A 19,465-nucleotide genomic window follows, 5' to 3' on the forward strand; every position below is an offset into this window, starting at 1 on the left:
TTGAGGGGAATAAAATGAATGAAAAAAATAGTATTTGTATTGTTATCAATAACAATTGTAATACCTTTTTTAGCATATACAGTTTCTTGTGGAAGCAATGAAACTAATTATGGTACGGATCTTTCAAAAATTTTAGATTATAACTGAAAACAAGAGGAACCATACTATGATAAAAGTAAAAGGATATTACACGATATTCCTTCATCAGTGTCAGATGAAGGAATAAAGTTAAAAATTAAAGAAAGAAATAGATATTTAAATTATAAATATTTAAATACAGGTTTTAAAACATCCTCAGAAGTTTTAAAGCAAGCACCAACTGGTGTACCATTAAATTCAAAATTCTTACCAAATGGTAACAGAAAAAAAGATATAATGGAAATTCAAAGAAATGAAATTTTTGATAAAGTAAATAGTATATTAGAATGAAACTACAAATCAGATTTGGATGCTAAGTATAATAAATCAAGAATTGAACTTCAAAAAAGAACTAATGTTGCTTCAAAATGAGTTGAAAATCAAGATGAAAAAATTCAACAAATGAATATGACAACAATTATTAATAGTACTTCTAATGAAAATACTATTATCGGAAATAAAAGAACTTATGCAAGAAGTTTTAATAATTATCAATACAATGATATTATGGTTAGTTGAGCAGGTGCAGCTGATGAGGGAATAATTATTCCTCCAGCTAAAAATGAAATTGAAAAAGCACATATAAATGGAACTAGAATTTTAGGAAATATTTTTCTTGATGGTTATCATGGTCTTAAAAAGGAAATATTAGAAAAATTTTTAAAAAAAGATGCACAGGGAAATTATTTAATAGTTGATATTTTAATTAATATGGCAGCTAATTTAGGTTTTGATGGGTGATTTTGAAATAATGAACCAAATGGATATTTTGAGGATGGATATATTCTAGGATATAAAATTGTTATTGAAATTATGCAACAATGAAACGAAAAAGTTAAGTATTCAATAGATGATAATATTAGGAAATTAGTATTGTTTTCATATAAAAATAATGGAAATCTAGAATTAGATTCAACTGATAAAACAGCAAGTCAAGAGTCAGAAGCTCTTCAAAAAAATACAAATTATTTTTTAAGTGATTTCGGAGTTACTACAAATAAATCTCTGGATTATATAAAGAAAAATAAAATAGAAAAAGATTCTCATAAAATTTTTAATATGTATAATTTGGGTGGCTGAATTAATGGAAAAATATTTTATGATAAAAATAAAATAGGTCAGAGAGATCTTAGAGACCTTGTTTATAAACATTTTGATGAAAATGGAAATGAGTATAAATCTAATGATGTTTCAAGAGAAAAAGATGACAAAAATAACAATAAATGGACCTATATTAAAAATAACTCAAACAAAGCTGATTCTTATAATTCTCTAGCTATTTTTGCTGCACATACAGCAAGTGATTTAGCACAACAAGAAATGGATAAAATTAATAATGGAATTCCTAATCAGGAAAATGATATTTATGGAATGACATTACAAAATTATTATGATGACATGATTTATACTGGAAAAAATAGACAGCTATCAAATGATGATAGAGGTTCTATTTCTTATAATGAATCTACTTTTGATGATGATTTAAGTTATGGAGTAGGGAATTTAGTAAATGAAAGAACTGTCCTAAATGATTTTAATAAGTCATTTTTTACAAATTTTTCAACTGGTAATGGTTCAAAATTTGTTTCATTAAATGATAACAAAGAAAGAATTATTGAAGAAAATTACCCTTGAAGTAATACAAATATAGCTGATGTCCAACCTACATATAAATGAATGATTTTGGAAAATGATAATTTTGGCCAAAAACAACAAATTAATAAGAGTGTAGATATTACTGGTTATTATGATTATCTTAATCCTTATTTAAAAGGTAATTCAATTGCACTAGGTTCTAAAAAACCAAATGCAATTGAAACAAATGGAGAAATCAATGAGGCAACATTTGATACAAACAAAAATTATAATTGAATGATTATGGGAAGTAATTATAAAGATAATAAACCTTTAACAGTTTCAATTGTATATAAATCAAATAATCAGCTTTCAAATGAAAGTATTGTATATGAAGAAATAAATTCAAATAATTCAACTATAAAGTCAAGTTCAAATATGGATATCAAGAATTTAGACGATGGTTGAAAAGAGATAATAGCTAATATAACTCCGTATTCATCTGGGGGGATAATAGGTAAAATTGGTTTACAATTTAAATCTTCAAAAGAAAAAAATAAAATTAATATAGGACAATTAGCAGTTAATTCTAAAAACATTGATCAAAATTTAGAGGGTAATTCAAATTTAAAAGCTCAATCAGAATTATTAATTGATAGAGGAAATAATTTTCAAAATATTAGACTTAATTTTGAAAATTTATTAAAAGATAAAGATATCTACTCTTATTATGAAGTTTATTTTAAACAAAAAAATAAATTAATTAGAGTTGGGGAGACTAACTCTAACGATTATTTTGTAAAAGATATTCCAAGCGATACTAATGAAATGTATATAAAAATACAAAATAATGCAACTAGGGAAATTAAATGAATTAAATTAAAAATGGAGGGGTAATAATGTTAGAAATAAAAAATTTATCTAAGAACTTTGGAAAATATAAAGTTCTTAAAAATATAAATCTTGAAATTAAAAGTGGAGAGTGTCTTGGAATTTTAGGTTCAAATGGCGCAGGAAAAACTACATTAATGGAAGTAATAGTTGGTCAAATAAAGCCAAGTAGTGGTGAGATACTTATTGATGGAGAAAAAAATATTTATAAAAAAGTTGGAATTCAATTTCAAGAGGGTATGTGACCAATGGGAGTTAATTCTAAAATATTAGTTAAGTTTTTTAAACAAAATTGATTTAAAGAAATAGATGAAAATACAAAAGAACTAATTAAAATTTTTGAAATAGAAAAAATTTTAAAAAAAGATTTAAATAATTTAAGTGGCGGGCAGAAACAAAGAGTTAATGCTTTTTTAGCTGTTATAAATAATCCACAATTTATATTTTTAGATGAAATGATATCTGGATTGGATCTAAAAATGCAATTAAAATTAATTTCTTTTTTTAAAAAATTAAAAAGTGAAGGAAAAACTATTGTATTAATATCTCATAATCCTGAAGAAGTTGAGGAAATATGTGATAGAGTAATAATTTTAAAAAATGGTGAAGTTTATTTAGACGATATAATTAAAAATATTATTAAAAAACATGGAAGTATAAGAAAAATGTTAATTAAATATTATGAAAGTGAGTTTGAAAATAATGAATAACAAATTTGTTAAATTTAATAAAAACCTTTTTAACAATTTTCTTTTAGTATCGAGCTCAATTTTAAAAAATTTTAGAACTTATGTTTATTTATTCTTTATACCAATATTCTTTCTATGTGTATTTACATGATTTACTGGAGGTATGAATGCAAGTTATAAACCAACAAAATTGTTCTTATTTATGATGATTCCAACATATTCAATTGTATTTTTAGTAAACATTTCTATTTCTGAGTGAAAAAATTCAGTTTTTTTAAAAAGAGTACATAGTGCTGGAATTTCTAAAATGGAGTTTCTAGTAAGTATTTGAGCTTTTAATTTCTTAGCAGGAATTGTAGCGTTTATAGTTGGTTTTTTTACTATTGAAATATTAGGGCTTTTATACGTTAAACCAGTAGATGAAAGTATTGCTTCTTCTTTTGCTTTAATTAGTTTTAGTGAATGATTAGGAATTTTATATGCAATTAGTTTAAATATTTTAATGTCAATTGCCATTGGAACAATAATAAGTGGTTTAATTAAAAGTGTTGCATTATCACAAAGTTTAACAATAATAATAATTATTTTATGTATTGTTTTTTCAGATAATTTATTACCAATTGATTTAATGGCTATAAATAAGTGAGTTGTTATTTTTAGTTATTTATTTCCTCAAAAAAACTCAGTTTGAATTGGACTAATAAGTTCATCTGCTAAAAATCTAAGTTGAATAATTGAAAATAGTGATAGAAAAATAGTCAGTTTTAATTATAATTTAACTTTAGTTAGTTTAACTGGACTAATGTATACATTAATTTTATTAATTGGAGCATATTTCTCATTTAATTGAAATAATAAAAAATAAGATTTTTGTAAAATATGTTTTTAATCAAGTAAAAAAATGATATATTTATATTAATAAGTTTGGGGAGGCCACAAAAAATAATGAAATTAATTTTAGTTATTGAAGTTGGAATTTCAGCATCAAAAGTAGGTTTAGTTAATCAATATGGTGATTTACAAGCACAATTCTCAGTTGATCATGAAAAAGATAGAATTATTCCCAATTTATATGAAAAAATTATTGATGGTTTAGAAACTATTGGTATTAGTTATGATGATGATATTGATAAAGTAGGGATTGCAATTCCAGGTTATGTTGATCATATGCTTGGAATAATTAGATATTCAGCAAATCTTGAGTTGACAAATTATAATATAAAAGAAGAAGCAGAAGATTTATTTAAAAAACAAATTTTTGTAATAAATGATGCTAATGCAAGTGCCTTAGGTGAATTTTGAACTGGTGTTGCAAAACAATATGATTCAATAATTTTTTACTATATTGATAGTGGAATTGGTGGAGCTGTTATAACAGAAGGAAAATTGTCACCTGGTTCTAGAGGATTTGCAGGAGAATTTGGTCATGGTGGAGGAATCTTTCAAACTAAGTATGACTGTGTTTGTGGTTTAAAAGGATGTATTGAGCCTATGTCTTCAACATCAGGAATTGTTAATCATTTTAAAACAAGTTTAAAAGCAAAGAGAAATCATCCAGCATCAAGTTATTTCAATAATATTGAAACAATCACTTTTAAAGAAATTGTTGAGGTTTTTGAAAATAATGAAGATCCAATTGAAGTGATCTTACTTTTACAAGAAGCAGTTGAGCCACTTGTTATGCATATGGCAGCAATGATAAATGCATTAGATCCAGAAGCTATTATCTTGGCTGGAGGTCTAACACAATTAGATGATCATATAATAAAAATTATTAAGAAAAATATTAAAAAATATATTATTGAAATGTTTGCCGAAGAATTAACAATTGAGAATGCACAATTAGGAAATGATTCTGCAATGATTGGAAGCGCTTATTATGCATTAAATGATTGAAAAATATTCTAATTTTCAATCATTTTTTTATGGAGGTTTATTTATGGAAATGAAAAGTTTGTTAAAACGAATTAATGAACTTGCTAAAATTGCAAAAGAAAGAGAATTAACAACAGAAGAGTTAAAAGAGCGTGATCAGTTAAGAAAAAAATATGTTACTATTTTCCGAAAAGGACTTGAACAACAATTGGAAAATGTAACAATTATTGATGAAAATGGCACTATAGTAAAGAAAAAAAGTAATACTAGTAGTTAAATAACAAAAGTAACTTTTTTTTCCTTTCATAGCTCTTGTATAAGCAAATAAGAGCTATTTATATTAATAAAATCATGCTAATTTTAAAAAATTATAAAAATATTTTAAAATTATAAAATATTTTTATATAATATAGTTAAGCCATAACTGGCTACGAAAGGGAAATAAAAATGAAAAAATTACTAGGATTATTAGGAGCAGCAGGATTAGTTGCAACAACAAGTGCAACTGTTGTTGCTTGTGGAGATAAAGATACAGTAAAAACTGATTTATCAAAAATGGAATTAACTGTTGCATCAGGATTAACAGAAGAAGCAGCAAAAAAATCAATTGAAAGTCAAATTACTGCTAAAGTAAAAGATGCTAAAATTACTACTGATTATACAATTACTGTAGAAAAATCAACAAGTACTTATGAGGGAACTGAAGAAGAAAATTTAGCAGATGGAACTAAAATAACAGTTGCAGCAACAAAAGATTCTAAATTATTAACTGGTTCAAAAACTATTACAATTGGTACATCAACAACACCTGAAGAGGATAAAAAAGATTTAGGTAATTTATCAGTTGAAATTAAAGCAGATTTAACTGAAGCAGATGCTAAAACAAAAATTAAAGAAGCAATTGTTACATTATCTCAAGAAGCAGTTGAAAATACTGATTATACAATTACATATAAAGCAAAAAATACAGAAGGACTTTATGCTTTAACTTCAGGAGATACATTTGAAGTTAAAGCAACAGCAAATTCTAAATTATTAACTGGTTCAATTATTATTACTGTAATTGCAGCAGAATAATTTATAATTAGAAAAAAATAAATAATTTAAACATATTGTAAAAAATAATTTATTCACAAAATTATTTAAAAATCCATTTATTGGATTTTTTTTATCAAAAATTTAAAACATATCTTTATACAAATTAAAATTTTTTTAATTTTAGAGATATAATTATTTTGAATAAAAGTGAGGTTCAAAAGAAATATGAATAAAGACAATAAAAATCTAAATGCTCTAAGAATTTTAGGCATAGAAGCTGTTAATAAAGCAAATTCAGGACACCCTGGAATAGTTTTAGGAGCAAGTCCAATAGTATTTACTTTGTTTACAAAGCTTATGAATTTAAATCCTAAAAATCCATCTTGATTTAATAGAGATCGATTTGTTTTAAGTGCAGGTCATGGGAGTGCATTACTTTATAGTGCACTACATTTATCAGGATTTGATTTATCAATAGAGGATATGAAAAAATTCCGTCAATTAAATTCAAAAACACCAGGACATCCCGAATTTGGTCATACTCAAGGAGTTGAAGCGACTACAGGTCCACTTGGACAAGGTTTTGCTATGGGAGTTGGAATGGCACTTGCAGAAAGTCATTTAGCAGGAAAGTATAATACAAAAGATTTTGATATTATTAATCATTTTACTTATGTTTTATGCGGTGATGGTGATTTACAAGAGGGTGTTTGTCAAGAAGCCATAAGTTTTGCGGGAAGATATAAATTAAATAAATTAATTGTTTTACATGACTCAAATGATATTCAATTAGATGCTCCCGTTGAGTTAGCTCAAAGTGAAGACATTACTCTTAAATTTAAAGCAGCAGGATGAAATACTTTGCACATTAAAAATGGTGAGGATCTAAAAGAGATTGAAAAGGCTATTTTAATAGCACAAAAAAGTGATAAACCAACGTATATTGAAGTTAAAACAGTTATTGGAATTGGATCAACTAATCAAGGAACTACTAAAGTTCATGGAGCACCTTTGGGAAATGATATTGAAACTGTTAAAAAATATTTTAATTGAAAAGAAGAAGAATTTAAGATTCCCCAAGAAGTTTATAACTTTTGAAAGGAAAATGTTTTAAGTAGGGGAGTTAAGAGTGAACAAGAGTACGATTCAAAATTTTCAAAGTATCAAGAAAAAAATCCAAAATTAGCAAAAGAACTTATTAATTCTATTAACAAAGAATGAAATATTGATTTAAAAGAATTACAAGCATTAAATAAAAATATTGAACAAGCAACAAGAGTAAGTTCTGGAGAAGTATTTAACTATTTAAGCAAAAATATTACTTCAATTATTGGGGGAAGTGCAGATTTATGTGAATCAACTAAAATAAAAGGTGCTGATGGAAACTATGACTTTAATAATCTAAATGCAAGAAATATTATGTATGGAGTAAGAGAATTTGCAATGTGTGCAATTAATAATGGTATTGCACTTCATGGTGGTCTATTACCAGTGGCTTCAGGATTTTTTGTTTTTGCAGATTATTTAAAACCAGCTTTAAGAATGAGTGCAATTATGAAAATTCAAACTTTAAGTATTTTTACTCATGATTCTGTGGCGGTTGGAGAAGATGGTCCAACACATCAACCAATTGAACAACTGGCAATGTTAAGAAGTATTCCTAATATCAGTTTGTATAGACCATGTGATATGGCAGAAACTATTGCAAGTTATTATAATGCTTTGAATAATAAAAATACTCCAAGTGTTATTGTTGCAACTAGACAAAATTTAAAAGAATTAGATCATAATAAAAATATTATTGAAGATGTAAAAAAAGGTGCTTATATTTTAAGTGAAACAAAAAATGCAAATATTACTTTAATTTCATCAGGAAGTGAAGTTGCTTTAGCAATGGATGTAAAGTCAATTTTGGAAACTAAGGGTCATAAAGTAAATGTTGTATCAATGCCAAATATGAACGACTTTATTAAACAATCAAAGGAATACCAAGATACAATCATTAATAGAAATACACAAAGATTTTCAATTGAACTCTCATCGACTTTTGGTTGACATAAATTTTTAGGTGATAATGGAAAAGCTTATGGAATTGATACTTTTGGTTATTCAGCTCCATTCAATGATGTTATTAAAGAAATTAAATTTACTAGCCAAGATATAGCAAAAGACATATTAACTGTATTAAAATAATTAAAAATTATGTTAATATTAGAAAGAAATTATTAATAAAGGAGGATTTAAATACAATGGGAACTATAGTATGATGAGGGGCATTATTAATAGCAATAGCTACTGCTATTGTTGGGGGAATAATTGGTTTTATAATAACAAGAAAAGTTATTCAAAAGCAATTAAGAGAAAATCCGCCGATTAATGAAAATCAAATTAGAGCTATGTACAGAAGTATGGGAAGAAAACCAACTGAAAGTGATATTAAAAAAACTATGAATGCTGTTAAAAGAGGAAAGTAGAATGTTTTATTAAAAGAGTTTTTTTAATAAAACATTTTTTTTTTTTTTTTATTAAAAAATTATTATATAATTAATTAGGAATTTAATTCCGTATGAAGTACAGAATATCAATTATAAAATATTAGAACGGTGGACAAAAAATGATACAAGTTTTTACTTGTAAAAAATTTAAAAGGGTAAATGCATTTTTATTACACAATGAAGAAAAAAAGGGTGTATTATTTGATACAGCATATGAATCTTATAAAGATATAATAAAATTTGTGGAGAGCAATAATATTCAAATAACAGATATTTTTATAACACATGGTCATTTTCCACATTTTTTTGGAATAAATGAAATCTCAAAAAGTCAAAATAATCCTAATGTTTTTATTGGTAAAGAAGATCTATTAAATCTTTTTGACCCAATAAAAAATATGAGTAATTATTTTGAAGGTGTTAATAAATGTATATTAGAACCTATAAAAAATTTAAAAGTAATATCACAAGATGGAAAAGTTAATTTAAATGGATATGACATTGAAATATTTAAAAAGAATTGTCATACAGAAGGTTCTTTAATCATTTCAGTGCCACAAGAAAAATTCTTATTTACAGGTGATTTCATTCTTAAAGATGAAACTTATTTAGTTGATGGATTGTTGCAACTAAATAATGAAAATGAAAAGTTAATTTTAGAGACTTTTAACTGATTAATAAGTAATTTTAATAAAGATTTTAAAATTTTTACTGGTCATTATGATTATGGTTTTAAAATAAATAATATTTTAGAAGATAAAGATGCCAAACTTTTAAAAAAATATATATCAAAATAGTTTTTATTAATAAAAAAATGTACGGCTATGATAATTGAATTATCATTAAGTACATTTTTTATTTTTCCTTTTTTGAATTTTTAAATTATTTTTTTTCCTTTGAATTAGATTCGTTTATAATGATTTTTTTTGAATTTTTATTCTTTTTATCTAATTCATTTACTTCAATATCATTTTCATTTGACTTAATTCTTTTTTTTCCCAAAAATACAGGTTCAGTACCTTTAATTAGTCTAATAATATTTTGATAATGTCTTGCCAATAGAATAAGTGCTGCAAAAGTTACAACTAAGTTTATTACTAAGAAACTATCCATTGGTGAACCGTTAACTAAGTGAAATTTATTATATCAAACAAATGGGAAGGCCTTTTCAAAGTCGTTACCATTAATTGAAAAATTACTTAATCCAGAAAGTTGAGGAATTCACATTAATGCTGCAGCTAAAATGGTTGCAAAAATTGAACCGATACTTACTTTTTTTGAAACTAATACTAAAATTAATCATATTGTAAAAAATATTAAACCTACAAGAAAGTTAGCAACTAACATTAAACCTAAAAAGCAACTTACAGCTTTACCACCTTTGAATTTGTAGTAAATTGGTCAACAATGTCCAACTAAAGCAAAGAATCCAGGAATAATTAAAATTGTATTTTTAAAAATTTCAGTTGAACCAGTTGGTATTAAACTAATTAAAAATGCAAGAAAGACTGCTAAGAATATTTTAAAGGAGTCTAATAACATAATTACAACTCCTCATTTTTTACCAATCATACGACTTGCGTTAGTTGCACCAGCATTTTTACTTCCTTGCTCTCTAACATCCTTATTGGTTTTTCATTTTACAATAGCAATTGAAAAAGAAAAACTTCCTAAGAGATATGCGATAATAGAAGTTATAAAAGTTCCTAAAATAATTTCTAAAGTCATGTTCTACGCTCCTTGTAAAATATCTAATAATCATAAGTTATCTTACTATAAACTTATAGTAATATGCAATAAAATAGTTTAGAATAATAAAATAGTCCTACAAATTATTTCCTAAAATAGGAGGGTTTATTAAGAATGAAATTAAGTGAAAAGATAAATTTAAAAAGTATTATTTTTAGTTTATATAAAAAGGATTTATATGGTCTTTTAAATAAGAAAGAATTTAATTTAAATAAAGAACAAAAAAATGAACTAATTTTTTTAGGTCAAACAGATGAATGTAAAACTTTATTTGAAGGAATTAATAATTTTTTTGAAAAAAACATTAATAATGAACCAATCGAACTAAGCTTGATGCTAACTTTAATTTTGCAAAGATATCACTATTTTTATAAAACTGAATTAGAGTGAAGAAGCTATTGTAATAATTTTGAAAAAATTGAAGAAAAAGATCCTGGTGAATTTTTTTTAACTTATATTAGTAAATTTTTTAATGATCAAATAGATCTTTATAATAAAAGTTATCAAGAAATTATTGAAGAGTTTAATATTGATAACTGAAATAAAAAATTTTCACTAGATATTTGTTTGCTAATTAAAAACATTAATAATTCAAATAATTTTCAAGAAAAATTACAAAATTGCGAAAAATTAGTTTTATTCTTACAAGATACAAAAAATATTTATTCTAGTTTAGAAGTAGTTGGTTTAGAAAGTGAAAAACAACAGTTTTTAGCTCATACAAATGAAGTAAAAATAATATTTCAATCATTAAATCATTTAGTAAATGAAATATTAAAGCAAATTATTGCTGTTTAAAGGAAAAAAATATGTTTAATAAATATGACAAAATGAATCAAAAAGAGTTGGAAGAAAAACTTATTATTGTTGAAAAAGATTATAAAGACTTAATAAAACAAGAAAGACAAATTGATAAAAAGGTTAGAAAAAATTTGTGATTTTGATTTTTCTTTCCTTTATTAGGTTTTCTTTTTTATCAAATTCATCTTAAAAGAAGAAAAGAAAATGATAAAAACTATTATATTATTAAAGATAAAAAAAAGGATTTAATTTATATTGAATTAGAAATTCAATTTATTAAATCCAAAATTAAAAAGTTAAATGAAACTACTTAAAAATAATTTTTTTATAGTTTATAAACTATAAAACTCATAAGATACATAATTAAGGAACTTCTTGTTGATTCCAAAAATGTAGTGCGTTCATAATAGTCAATAATTATTATTTCACTATACTTGTCAAATTTATGTTCTTGTGATGGTGAACATATAATAAAAATATTGTCAGTCTTGCTTTTAAGTAAATTATAAAAATTAATTACATATTGATTATCCAAACCAAAAGCAACTATTATGAAGGTATCTTCAGATGTTACTCTATTAACTCAAGTTTCATTTAATTTTCTTTGATAATTAAAATGAGCATTATAACCTAATAGATTTAATTCACTTATAAACAATTCTGTATTAAATAATTGTTGGTAACAACTTATAGCATAAGTATTTTTTGTTTGTTTAATTGAATTAACAAGATTCATTATTTTATTTTCTTGTGAATCGATTAAATCAATGGATTTATTTATTAAATTTCTATAGGAATTATTATTATTTTCATTATTAATTGTTAAAGTTGTTCAGTTATAATATTCAGTTTCAACTTTAATTCTTATTGCCAGTTCTTTAAAACCATCATAACCATATTTTTTTGCAAACGCTGTAATGACAGATTCAGAACAAAAACTTTGTTTTGAACATTCATTAATTTTAGGCGTTTTTTTATTTTCAATACAATCAAGTAAATAATTTGCAATTGAAACATGAGTTTGATTTTCAAGATTAGCTTTTATTAATATCAATTTTTCTTTAATGCTTTTGAACATATTTATCTCCTAAATATATATTAACAAAGTTTTTTTGATTTTCCAAAAAAATTCTCCATTATTATAATTTATTGTAAAAAAATATTCTGTTCAATAGAATTAATTTGGAGGTAAATAAAAATGATTAAGTTTTCAAAAAAATTTGAAATAGGAGCATCAATGAGTGCAATGCAAACAGAAGGAAAGGGAATCACAAAGATTGGTGATTTAGCTTTTGATAAATATTATCAAGAAAGCCCTCAGTTATTTCACAATAATGTTGGACCTAATGTAACATGTGATATTACAAGACATTATAAAGAAGATATCAAAATGTTTAAAGAGATTGGTTTTGATTCATTAAGAACGGGATTTTCTTGAGCAAGATTATTTCCTGATGGTAAAACACTTGATTTACAAGCAGTGAAGTTTTATCATGATTATATTAATGAATATAAAAAGAATAACATCAAAATAATTATGACTTTATTTCACTTTGATATGCCACTTTGAGCCCATAACAAAGGAGGTTGAGCATCAAAAGAAGTAATTGATTCTTTTGTTCAATATTGTGAATTTATTTTTCAAGAGTATCAAGATAGTGTTGACTCTTATGTAACATTTAATGAACCTTTGGTTCCTGTATATGAAGGTTATTTAAATGATAAGCATTATCCCGCTTTGGATGACCCTAAACAAGCTGTACAGCAAGCATATGGAATATTTTTAGCTCATTCCAAAGTACTATTAGTTTTTAGAAAATATAGGTTAAAAGCTCAAATTGGATTGGTTTTTAATTGAAATTATACTTATGCTTTTTCTAATTCTGATGAAGATCAAGAAGGGGCCAAAATTTATGATGCATATGTTAATAGGGGACCTTTAAATATTATGTTTAATGGTGTAATTGACCCCATTTTAGTAAAAACTTTAAAGCAATATTCAATTTTACCTAATTATAGTCATGAGGAATTAGAAATAATTAAACAAACTAAAATAGATTTTCTAGGAATAAATTATTATTTTCCTTGTAGAGTAAAAGTTAAAAGTAATCACAAGGAAAGATGAATTATGGATAAATTTATTATCGATATTCCAAAGGAAGCTAAAATAAATCCTTATAGAGGATGAGAAATATATCCTGAAGGTCTTTATGAAATTGGAATGGAGATTAAAGAAAAATATAACAATATTGCTTGATATATTGCAGAAAATGGAATGGGTGTTGAAAATGAAGATAGATTTAGAGATGAACAAGGAATAATAAATGATGATTATCGAATTGAATTTTTAGAAGATCATCTCAGTCAAATAAAAAGAGCAATTGATAATGGTTCAAATTGTTTTGGCTATCATATTTGAGCTGCCTTGGATTGCTGGAGTTTTAGAAATGCTTTTAAAAACAGATATGGCTTAATTGAAGTTAATTTAAAAGATCAAAGTAGAAAATTTAAAAAATCAGCTTTTTGATATAAAAAATTAATTGAAAATAAGGAAGGATAATTAAGATGATTAAGAAGAAATATATTCAATCAGTTCAAGATATTTTTCAATACTTAGGTGGCTATCAAAATATAAATTATTTTACTCACTGTATGACAAGAATGAGATTTCATCTAAAAGATTGGAATACAATTGATGAAGATAAATTAAGATCTAATGAACATGTAACAGGAATCAAAAAAAATGAAGGTGGTGATGAATACCAAATTATAATTGGTATGGACGTTGCTGAATTTTATGAAACTTTTTGTGAAATAAATGGTTATGATCTTGATGGTAGGACTTTATTATTAAAATCAACTAATTCAAAAAATACTAATTTTAAAATAAAACAACTTGAAGAGATAAAAAAAATTAAAGGTAAATTTAAAATTAAAGGTTTTACTAACAAATGTCTTTCTTTTATTAGTAAGGTCTTTTCACCAATAGTATATCCCTTAATTGGTTATGGACTATTATTAACAATTTGATCATTAATGACAGTTGAATGAAATGGTGATGGAACTTCATTAGCTAATAGTGTTCATTTCTTTGATGAATTTGCAAGTATTCTTGATATTTTAACTAGTACTTTTTCACTATTTATTACAATAGCAGTTAGCTATACTGTTTTTAAAGCAATGAGATGTAGTTCAATCTATGGGATACTTATTGGAGTTGTTTTAACAGCGCCAGGATTAGTATCGATGGGAACTGTTGAAGTTCAAGAAGGACAAACTATTTTGTCACAATATCCTGGTTGATCATTATTTGGTAAAGGAATCATATATCCATGAAAAATAAGCTTCAATGGATTAATGGTACCAATGATTGGTGTAGCTATTTTTGGAGTTTATATGGAAAGATGAACTTCTAAAATATCTAACACTACTGCTAAAAATATTTTAAGTCCAATTCTTATAATAGGTGTAACATTTATATTTGCAATATTTATTGTGGCTCCAATTGGATTATTATTTACAAATTATTTATCAATTTCAGTTAATTGATTAAGTACAAATGGCATTGCAAAATATATTGCTTTACCACTTTTGGGAGCATTATATGGTCCACTTGTAATAACAGGTTTACATCATTCTTTAACTCCAATTATATTACAAGGTCAATCAGCTTATGGAGCAACTATTATTCAAGGTTTATGTACATTATCAAATGTATCTCAGGGTGTAGCTACAATTGCATTTGTAGTATTGAATAGAAGAGTAAGACAATTAAAAGAATTAGGAGTTTCAAATGGAGTTTCAGCAATTATTGGTGGAATTACAGAACCATCTTTATTTACAGTAAATTTAAAACATTTATATCCTTTAATTGCTTGTTCAATAGGAGTATTTTGCGGAAGTTTAATCCTTGTTGCTTCTAATACCTTTGCATTACAAGGAGCTAGTTCAATATTTGGTTTTTTAATGTTTCAACATAAAGCACCAAATGCAACTGGGGTAATTACTTGAATTGGTGGTGGATTTATTTGAGGGGGAATTTCAATTATAATAAGTTGTGGTGTTACTTTTATAATGACTTTATTATTAGGAAAAATAAAATTCTTTCAAAATAGAACTCGAGATCTTCTTTTAGAAGAATATAATGAAGACTTAAATGAATTAAAATTAATAGATAATAGTGATTTTAAAGAAATAATTAGAAAGGAAAAGAAAAATAAAAAAACGTTAAAACGACAAATTTTATTGGAAAAAAGAAATAAAAAAATTACTAATAAACTATAATAGCAACTTATTAGTACATAAATTAAAAAAATGTCCTATTGAATATAGAACATTTTTTTAATTTAATTTACAATATTTTTATTAGGAGAAAATATATGAAAAAAATTAAATTTAAAAACTTATTGCATATTTTTCTATTATTAATTCTATTATTTTCTATTATTTTTAATTTCTCAACTCCAAAAATTAATTATGAAGTAAATAAGATTAATACCAAAGAAAAGATTGTTATGATAACTTTTGACGATGGTCCACAATTGCCAGATGAATCAATATTAGATATTTTAAAAGAGAATAATGCAAAAGCAACTTTTTTTGGATTAGGTGTAAATTATGAAAAGTATTGAACTAATGAAAAAATTAGAAATATTATTAAAAGAATTATTAATGAAGGTCATTCATTGGGCAATCATTCCTATTATCATAATAAGTATCAGTTAAAGACAAAAGAAGCTTATAACGAATTTTATCAAACAAGTGCAATGATAGTTAAAATCTATCGAGAAAATAATATAATAAAAGAGAATAATGATATTCCAATAAGAATGCCATATCTTCAATATTATAGAGGTATGGATTATATTAAAAGCAAAATGAAAATAGATTATTTTATTAGAGGTTATTTAGGATGCGATTATAAAGAGGAAGTTTGTGGAAAAAATAGAATTCTAAAACAATATAAAAACAAAATAAAACCAGGACAAATATTAGTTTGTCATACAAGAGATTATGCAAAAGAATGACTGCCTAATTTATTATCATATTTAAATGAAAATAATTACAAAACAGCTAATTTTAGTAGTGGGGAATATTATTATAAGAATTACGGAGGCTTAATTTTCTAATGTGATCAACTTTTGAAATTATTCAATTTATTACTTTAAACTTTATTTCAATTTTTTTTATATATTTCTCAGTTGTTAATTACGTTAAAAAAGAAACAAAGAAAGTATTTAGAATTATATATATTAATATGGCGTTACTAAATGTTATATGAATTATTATTTTATATATTTTGACTTTTTTAATATGAGCTTCTTCTTGAGGAGTTAATATTGGAATCAATTTTGGATTTATAATTGCAGATATAATTTACTTGTTATTATGATTTAGTTTTAATTTTAAAATAAATAAATAATTTAAATATTTAAATTTCTCTAAAAAAATCTATTAACTATCTATATTATCCAATTAATAAAATTAAAGTACTTTAACTTTATTAAAGTACTTTAATTTTTCTAAATATTATAATATAAATAGAAAAATTTAGAGGTATAATATGGGAAAAATCTTTAAACCATTAGTAATTATTTTACTAATTATTGGGCTTATTTTATTAATTATTATGTATACAATGCCAAATACAAAAGAAAAAAAAGTACAAGAACAAAATTTTGCTATGAATCATGGAAACAAGGATTGACATTGAATTGAAGATTGAGAAAAATACAATAAAGATCATAAAAATTTTGAAATGTATTCAAGTGATATTGAAATTGCACATGTTACTGAAAAAGTTATACATGATGATGGTAAATTTGAATTAAATGCAAATAGCATTGGTGAAGCTTATCTAACCTTAGTTGGATCAACAAAAAAATCAAACTTAGAAAAAAAGTGAGTTTTTAAAGCAATAGTTAATGAATCAGAAGAACCAGAAAAAACTAATATTGAATTATCAGATACTAAAATAATTGTTGAAGTAGGGCAAACTAACTCTTCATTAAGAATTGAAAACTACTTAGCATTAAATAATGTTTATGTAGAATCAACAAATAAAAATATTGCAACAGTATTTAATGATAATGAAACAATTCATATAACTGCTATTGAAGAAGGCGAAACAAAAATAATTGTTAATGCCGACAATGTAGTTAGTCCAATGGAAATAAATGTAACTGTTAGTAAACAATTATTTGATATTGATTTATCAAATAATCAAGTTAGTGTTGAAGCAGAAGAAACAAACTCATCAATAAAAATAAAAAATTATCAAAGTTTAAATAATATAAATGTTCAATCTAAAAATATAAATGTTGCTGAAGTAGTTAACGAAAATGAAACTATTAAAATAACAGGTATTAGTGAAGGTGAAACAAAAATAATTGTTAATGCTGACAATGCAAAAGAAGCATTAGAAATAAATGTAACTGTTAATAAACAATTATTTGATATTGATTTATCAAATAATCAAGTTAGTATTGAAGCAGAAGAAACAAACTCCTCAATAAAAATAAAAAATTATCAAAGTTTAAATAGTGTAAACGTTCAATCTAAGAATGTAAATATTGCTGAAGTAGTTAACGAAAATCAAACTATTAAAATAACAGGTGTTAGTGAAGGTGAGACAAAAATAATTGTTAATGCTGACAATGCAAAAGAAGCATTAGAAATAAATGTAACTGTTAATAAGCAATTATTTGATATTGATTTATCAAATAATCAAGTTAGTGTTGAAGCAGAAGAAACAAACTCATCAATAAAAATAAAAAATTATCAAAGTTTAAATAATGTAAACGTTCAATCAAAGAATGTAAGTATTGCTGAAGTAGTTAACGAAAATGAAACTATTAAAATAACAGGTGTTAGTGAAGGTGAGACAAAAATAATTGTTAATGCTGACAATGCAAAAGAAGCATTAGAAATAAATGTTATAGTAAATAAAAAATTATTTGATATTGAGCTATCAAATAATAAAGTTAGTGTTGAAGCTCAACAAATTGATTCAAGTATAAAAATAAAAAATTATCAAAGTTTAAATAACGTTTCTGTTAAAGTTAATAATGAAAAAATTATTAATGCAATAATTGAAAATGAAAATATTAAAATAACAGGTCTTGTAGAAGGTGAAACAAAAATAATTGTTAATGCTGACAATGCAAAAGAAGCAATTGAGATAAATGTAAGTGTTACAAAAAGATTGTTTAATATTGAGTTATCAAATAATTCTACTAGCATAGAAGTTGATAACAATGATTTAATAATAATAGAAAATTATAAGGATTTAAATAATGTTATGGCTGAATCAAAAAATTCAGATATTGCTTTGTTAAGCATACAAACAAATAATATTAAAATAACAGGTGTTAGTGAAGGGGAAACAAAAATAATTGTTAATGCTGACAATGCCATAATGTCAATTGAAATAAATGTTATAGTTACAAAAAAATTATTTAGTATTGAGTTGTCAAATAATAACACTAGTTTAGAGTCAGGAGAAACAAATTCTTCAATAAAAATAAAAAATTATGAAAGTTTAAATAATGTAATTGCTCAGTCTAAGAATTTAAAAATTGCTGAAGTATCAATTAAAAATGAAACTATTAAAATAATAGGTGTTAGTGAAGGGGAAACAAAAATAATTGTTAATGCTGACAATGCAAAAGAAGCAGTAGAAATAAATGTTACAGTTACAAAAAAATTAATAAATATTGAGTTGGATAATACAAATATTAATATTGAAGCAGAGAATGAAGCTTTAATAAAAATAGAAAATTTTGAAAGTTTAATTAATGTTACAGTTACAAGTAATAATCCAGATGTCATTGGAGTGACTCATGAAAATAATAATATTGTAATTTATGGTCTTGCAGAAGGTGAGACAAAAATAATTGTTAATGCTGACAATGCAAGAAATCCAATAGAAGTTAATATTAAAATTACAAAAAAATTAATAGATATTAAAGTAAATAAAACAAAAGTAAAAATTAGAGTAGGTAGTGCTCTGACAAAAATTAAAATTTTAAATTATGATGATTTAGAAAATCCTACAGTTGAAAACAGTTCTTCAGGTTTAATAACAGTTACTGTTAAAGGAGATACTATTTCAATTAAAGCTCTATTAATGGGAGATGCAATTATTAAAGTTAATGCTGATAACGCAAGAGAAGTTGTTAAAATTGAAGTTAAAGCAAGATTAATTTAATAAAA

The 19,465-nt window shown here is 24.3% G+C and carries 17 protein-coding genes; 15 read left to right on the forward strand and 2 right to left on the reverse strand.

What is annotated here, in order from left to right; translation table 4 throughout:
• The first annotated feature begins 18 nt into the window (after window positions 1–18).
• The 9 genes from AACL15_RS02705 to AACL15_RS02745 all read left to right on the forward strand — a co-directional run bounded on the left by AACL15_RS02705 (window position 19) and on the right by AACL15_RS02745 (window position 9,498).
• Window positions 19–2,610, forward strand: a complete 2,592-nt coding sequence (locus tag AACL15_RS02705; protein ID WP_339035066.1) for an endo-beta-N-acetylglucosaminidase — start codon at window positions 19–21, stop codon at window positions 2,608–2,610.
• Window positions 2,611–2,612: 2 nt separating this feature from the next.
• Window positions 2,613–3,314 (forward strand): ABC transporter ATP-binding protein, encoded by a 702-nt coding sequence (locus tag AACL15_RS02710; protein ID WP_339035068.1) that lies wholly within the window; start codon window positions 2,613–2,615, stop codon window positions 3,312–3,314.
• The gene (locus tag AACL15_RS02715) at window positions 3,307–4,158 is read left to right on the forward strand and encodes a hypothetical protein (protein ID WP_339035070.1); all 852 of its coding nucleotides are present in this window, start codon (window positions 3,307–3,309) and stop codon (window positions 4,156–4,158) included. Before AACL15_RS02710 ends, AACL15_RS02715 begins: the two co-directional genes overlap by 8 nt.
• Before the next feature lie 80 nt (window positions 4,159–4,238).
• Window positions 4,239–5,201, forward strand: a complete 963-nt coding sequence (locus AACL15_RS02720) for an ROK family protein (RefSeq protein WP_339035072.1) — start codon at window positions 4,239–4,241, stop codon at window positions 5,199–5,201.
• Between the two features lie 31 nt (window positions 5,202–5,232).
• Window positions 5,233–5,445, forward strand: a complete 213-nt coding sequence (locus AACL15_RS02725) for a DUF896 domain-containing protein (RefSeq protein ID WP_339035074.1) — start codon at window positions 5,233–5,235, stop codon at window positions 5,443–5,445.
• A gap of 170 nt (window positions 5,446–5,615) precedes the next feature.
• Entirely contained in the window at window positions 5,616–6,245 is a 630-nt protein-coding gene (locus AACL15_RS02730; RefSeq protein ID WP_339035076.1) for a lipoprotein, read from the forward strand.
• Between the two features lie 186 nt (window positions 6,246–6,431).
• Window positions 6,432–8,399, forward strand: coding sequence for a transketolase (gene tkt / locus AACL15_RS02735; protein ID WP_339035078.1), 1,968 nt, complete (start codon window positions 6,432–6,434; stop codon window positions 8,397–8,399).
• A gap of 56 nt (window positions 8,400–8,455) precedes the next feature.
• A complete protein-coding gene (locus AACL15_RS02740; RefSeq protein WP_053946172.1) occupies window positions 8,456–8,680 on the forward strand; it encodes a YneF family protein in 225 nt (74 codons plus the stop codon).
• A gap of 140 nt (window positions 8,681–8,820) precedes the next feature.
• Complete coding sequence (locus tag AACL15_RS02745; protein WP_339035080.1) at window positions 8,821–9,498, forward strand: MBL fold metallo-hydrolase; 678 nt, start codon at window positions 8,821–8,823, stop codon at window positions 9,496–9,498.
• A gap of 85 nt (window positions 9,499–9,583) precedes the next feature.
• On the opposite strand, the gene plsY is transcribed toward AACL15_RS02745, so the two are convergent.
• Window positions 9,584–10,429, reverse strand: a complete 846-nt coding sequence (gene plsY / locus AACL15_RS02750) for a glycerol-3-phosphate 1-O-acyltransferase PlsY (protein WP_339035082.1) — start codon at window positions 10,427–10,429, stop codon at window positions 9,584–9,586.
• 135 nt (window positions 10,430–10,564) lie between these two features.
• Between plsY and AACL15_RS02755 the strand changes: the two genes are divergently transcribed.
• Both AACL15_RS02755 and AACL15_RS02760 read left to right on the forward strand, forming a co-directional pair.
• Window positions 10,565–11,248 (forward strand): hypothetical protein, encoded by a 684-nt coding sequence (locus AACL15_RS02755; RefSeq protein WP_339033281.1) that lies wholly within the window; start codon window positions 10,565–10,567, stop codon window positions 11,246–11,248.
• A gap of 11 nt (window positions 11,249–11,259) precedes the next feature.
• Window positions 11,260–11,565, forward strand: coding sequence for a hypothetical protein (locus AACL15_RS02760; RefSeq protein ID WP_339033282.1), 306 nt, complete (start codon window positions 11,260–11,262; stop codon window positions 11,563–11,565).
• 11 nt (window positions 11,566–11,576) lie between these two features.
• Here AACL15_RS02760 and AACL15_RS02765 read toward each other — a convergent pair whose 3' ends face one another.
• Window positions 11,577–12,329 (reverse strand): hypothetical protein, encoded by a 753-nt coding sequence (locus AACL15_RS02765; protein ID WP_339033283.1) that lies wholly within the window; start codon window positions 12,327–12,329, stop codon window positions 11,577–11,579.
• A gap of 120 nt (window positions 12,330–12,449) precedes the next feature.
• On the opposite strand from AACL15_RS02765, the gene AACL15_RS02770 reads away from it, so the two are divergent.
• From AACL15_RS02770 to AACL15_RS02785, 4 genes are all read left to right on the forward strand, one after another.
• Window positions 12,450–13,811: a glycoside hydrolase family 1 protein gene (locus AACL15_RS02770; RefSeq protein WP_339033284.1), complete on the forward strand. Its 1,362-nt coding sequence runs from the start codon at window positions 12,450–12,452 to the stop codon at window positions 13,809–13,811.
• A 5-nt stretch (window positions 13,812–13,816) separates the two neighbouring features.
• Window positions 13,817–15,535, forward strand: coding sequence for a PTS transporter subunit EIIB (locus tag AACL15_RS02775; RefSeq protein WP_339033285.1), 1,719 nt, complete (start codon window positions 13,817–13,819; stop codon window positions 15,533–15,535).
• Between the two features lie 95 nt (window positions 15,536–15,630).
• Window positions 15,631–16,380: a polysaccharide deacetylase family protein gene (locus tag AACL15_RS02780; protein WP_339033286.1), complete on the forward strand. Its 750-nt coding sequence runs from the start codon at window positions 15,631–15,633 to the stop codon at window positions 16,378–16,380.
• Window positions 16,381–16,814: 434 nt separating this feature from the next.
• Window positions 16,815–19,460, forward strand: a complete 2,646-nt coding sequence (locus tag AACL15_RS02785; RefSeq protein ID WP_339033287.1) for a hypothetical protein — start codon at window positions 16,815–16,817, stop codon at window positions 19,458–19,460.
• Window positions 19,461–19,465 lie beyond the last annotated feature (5 nt).

This window comes from Spiroplasma endosymbiont of Cantharis rufa, from assembly GCF_964019665.1.
GTDB lineage: Bacteria > Bacillota_I > Bacilli_A > Mycoplasmatales > Mycoplasmataceae > Spiroplasma_A.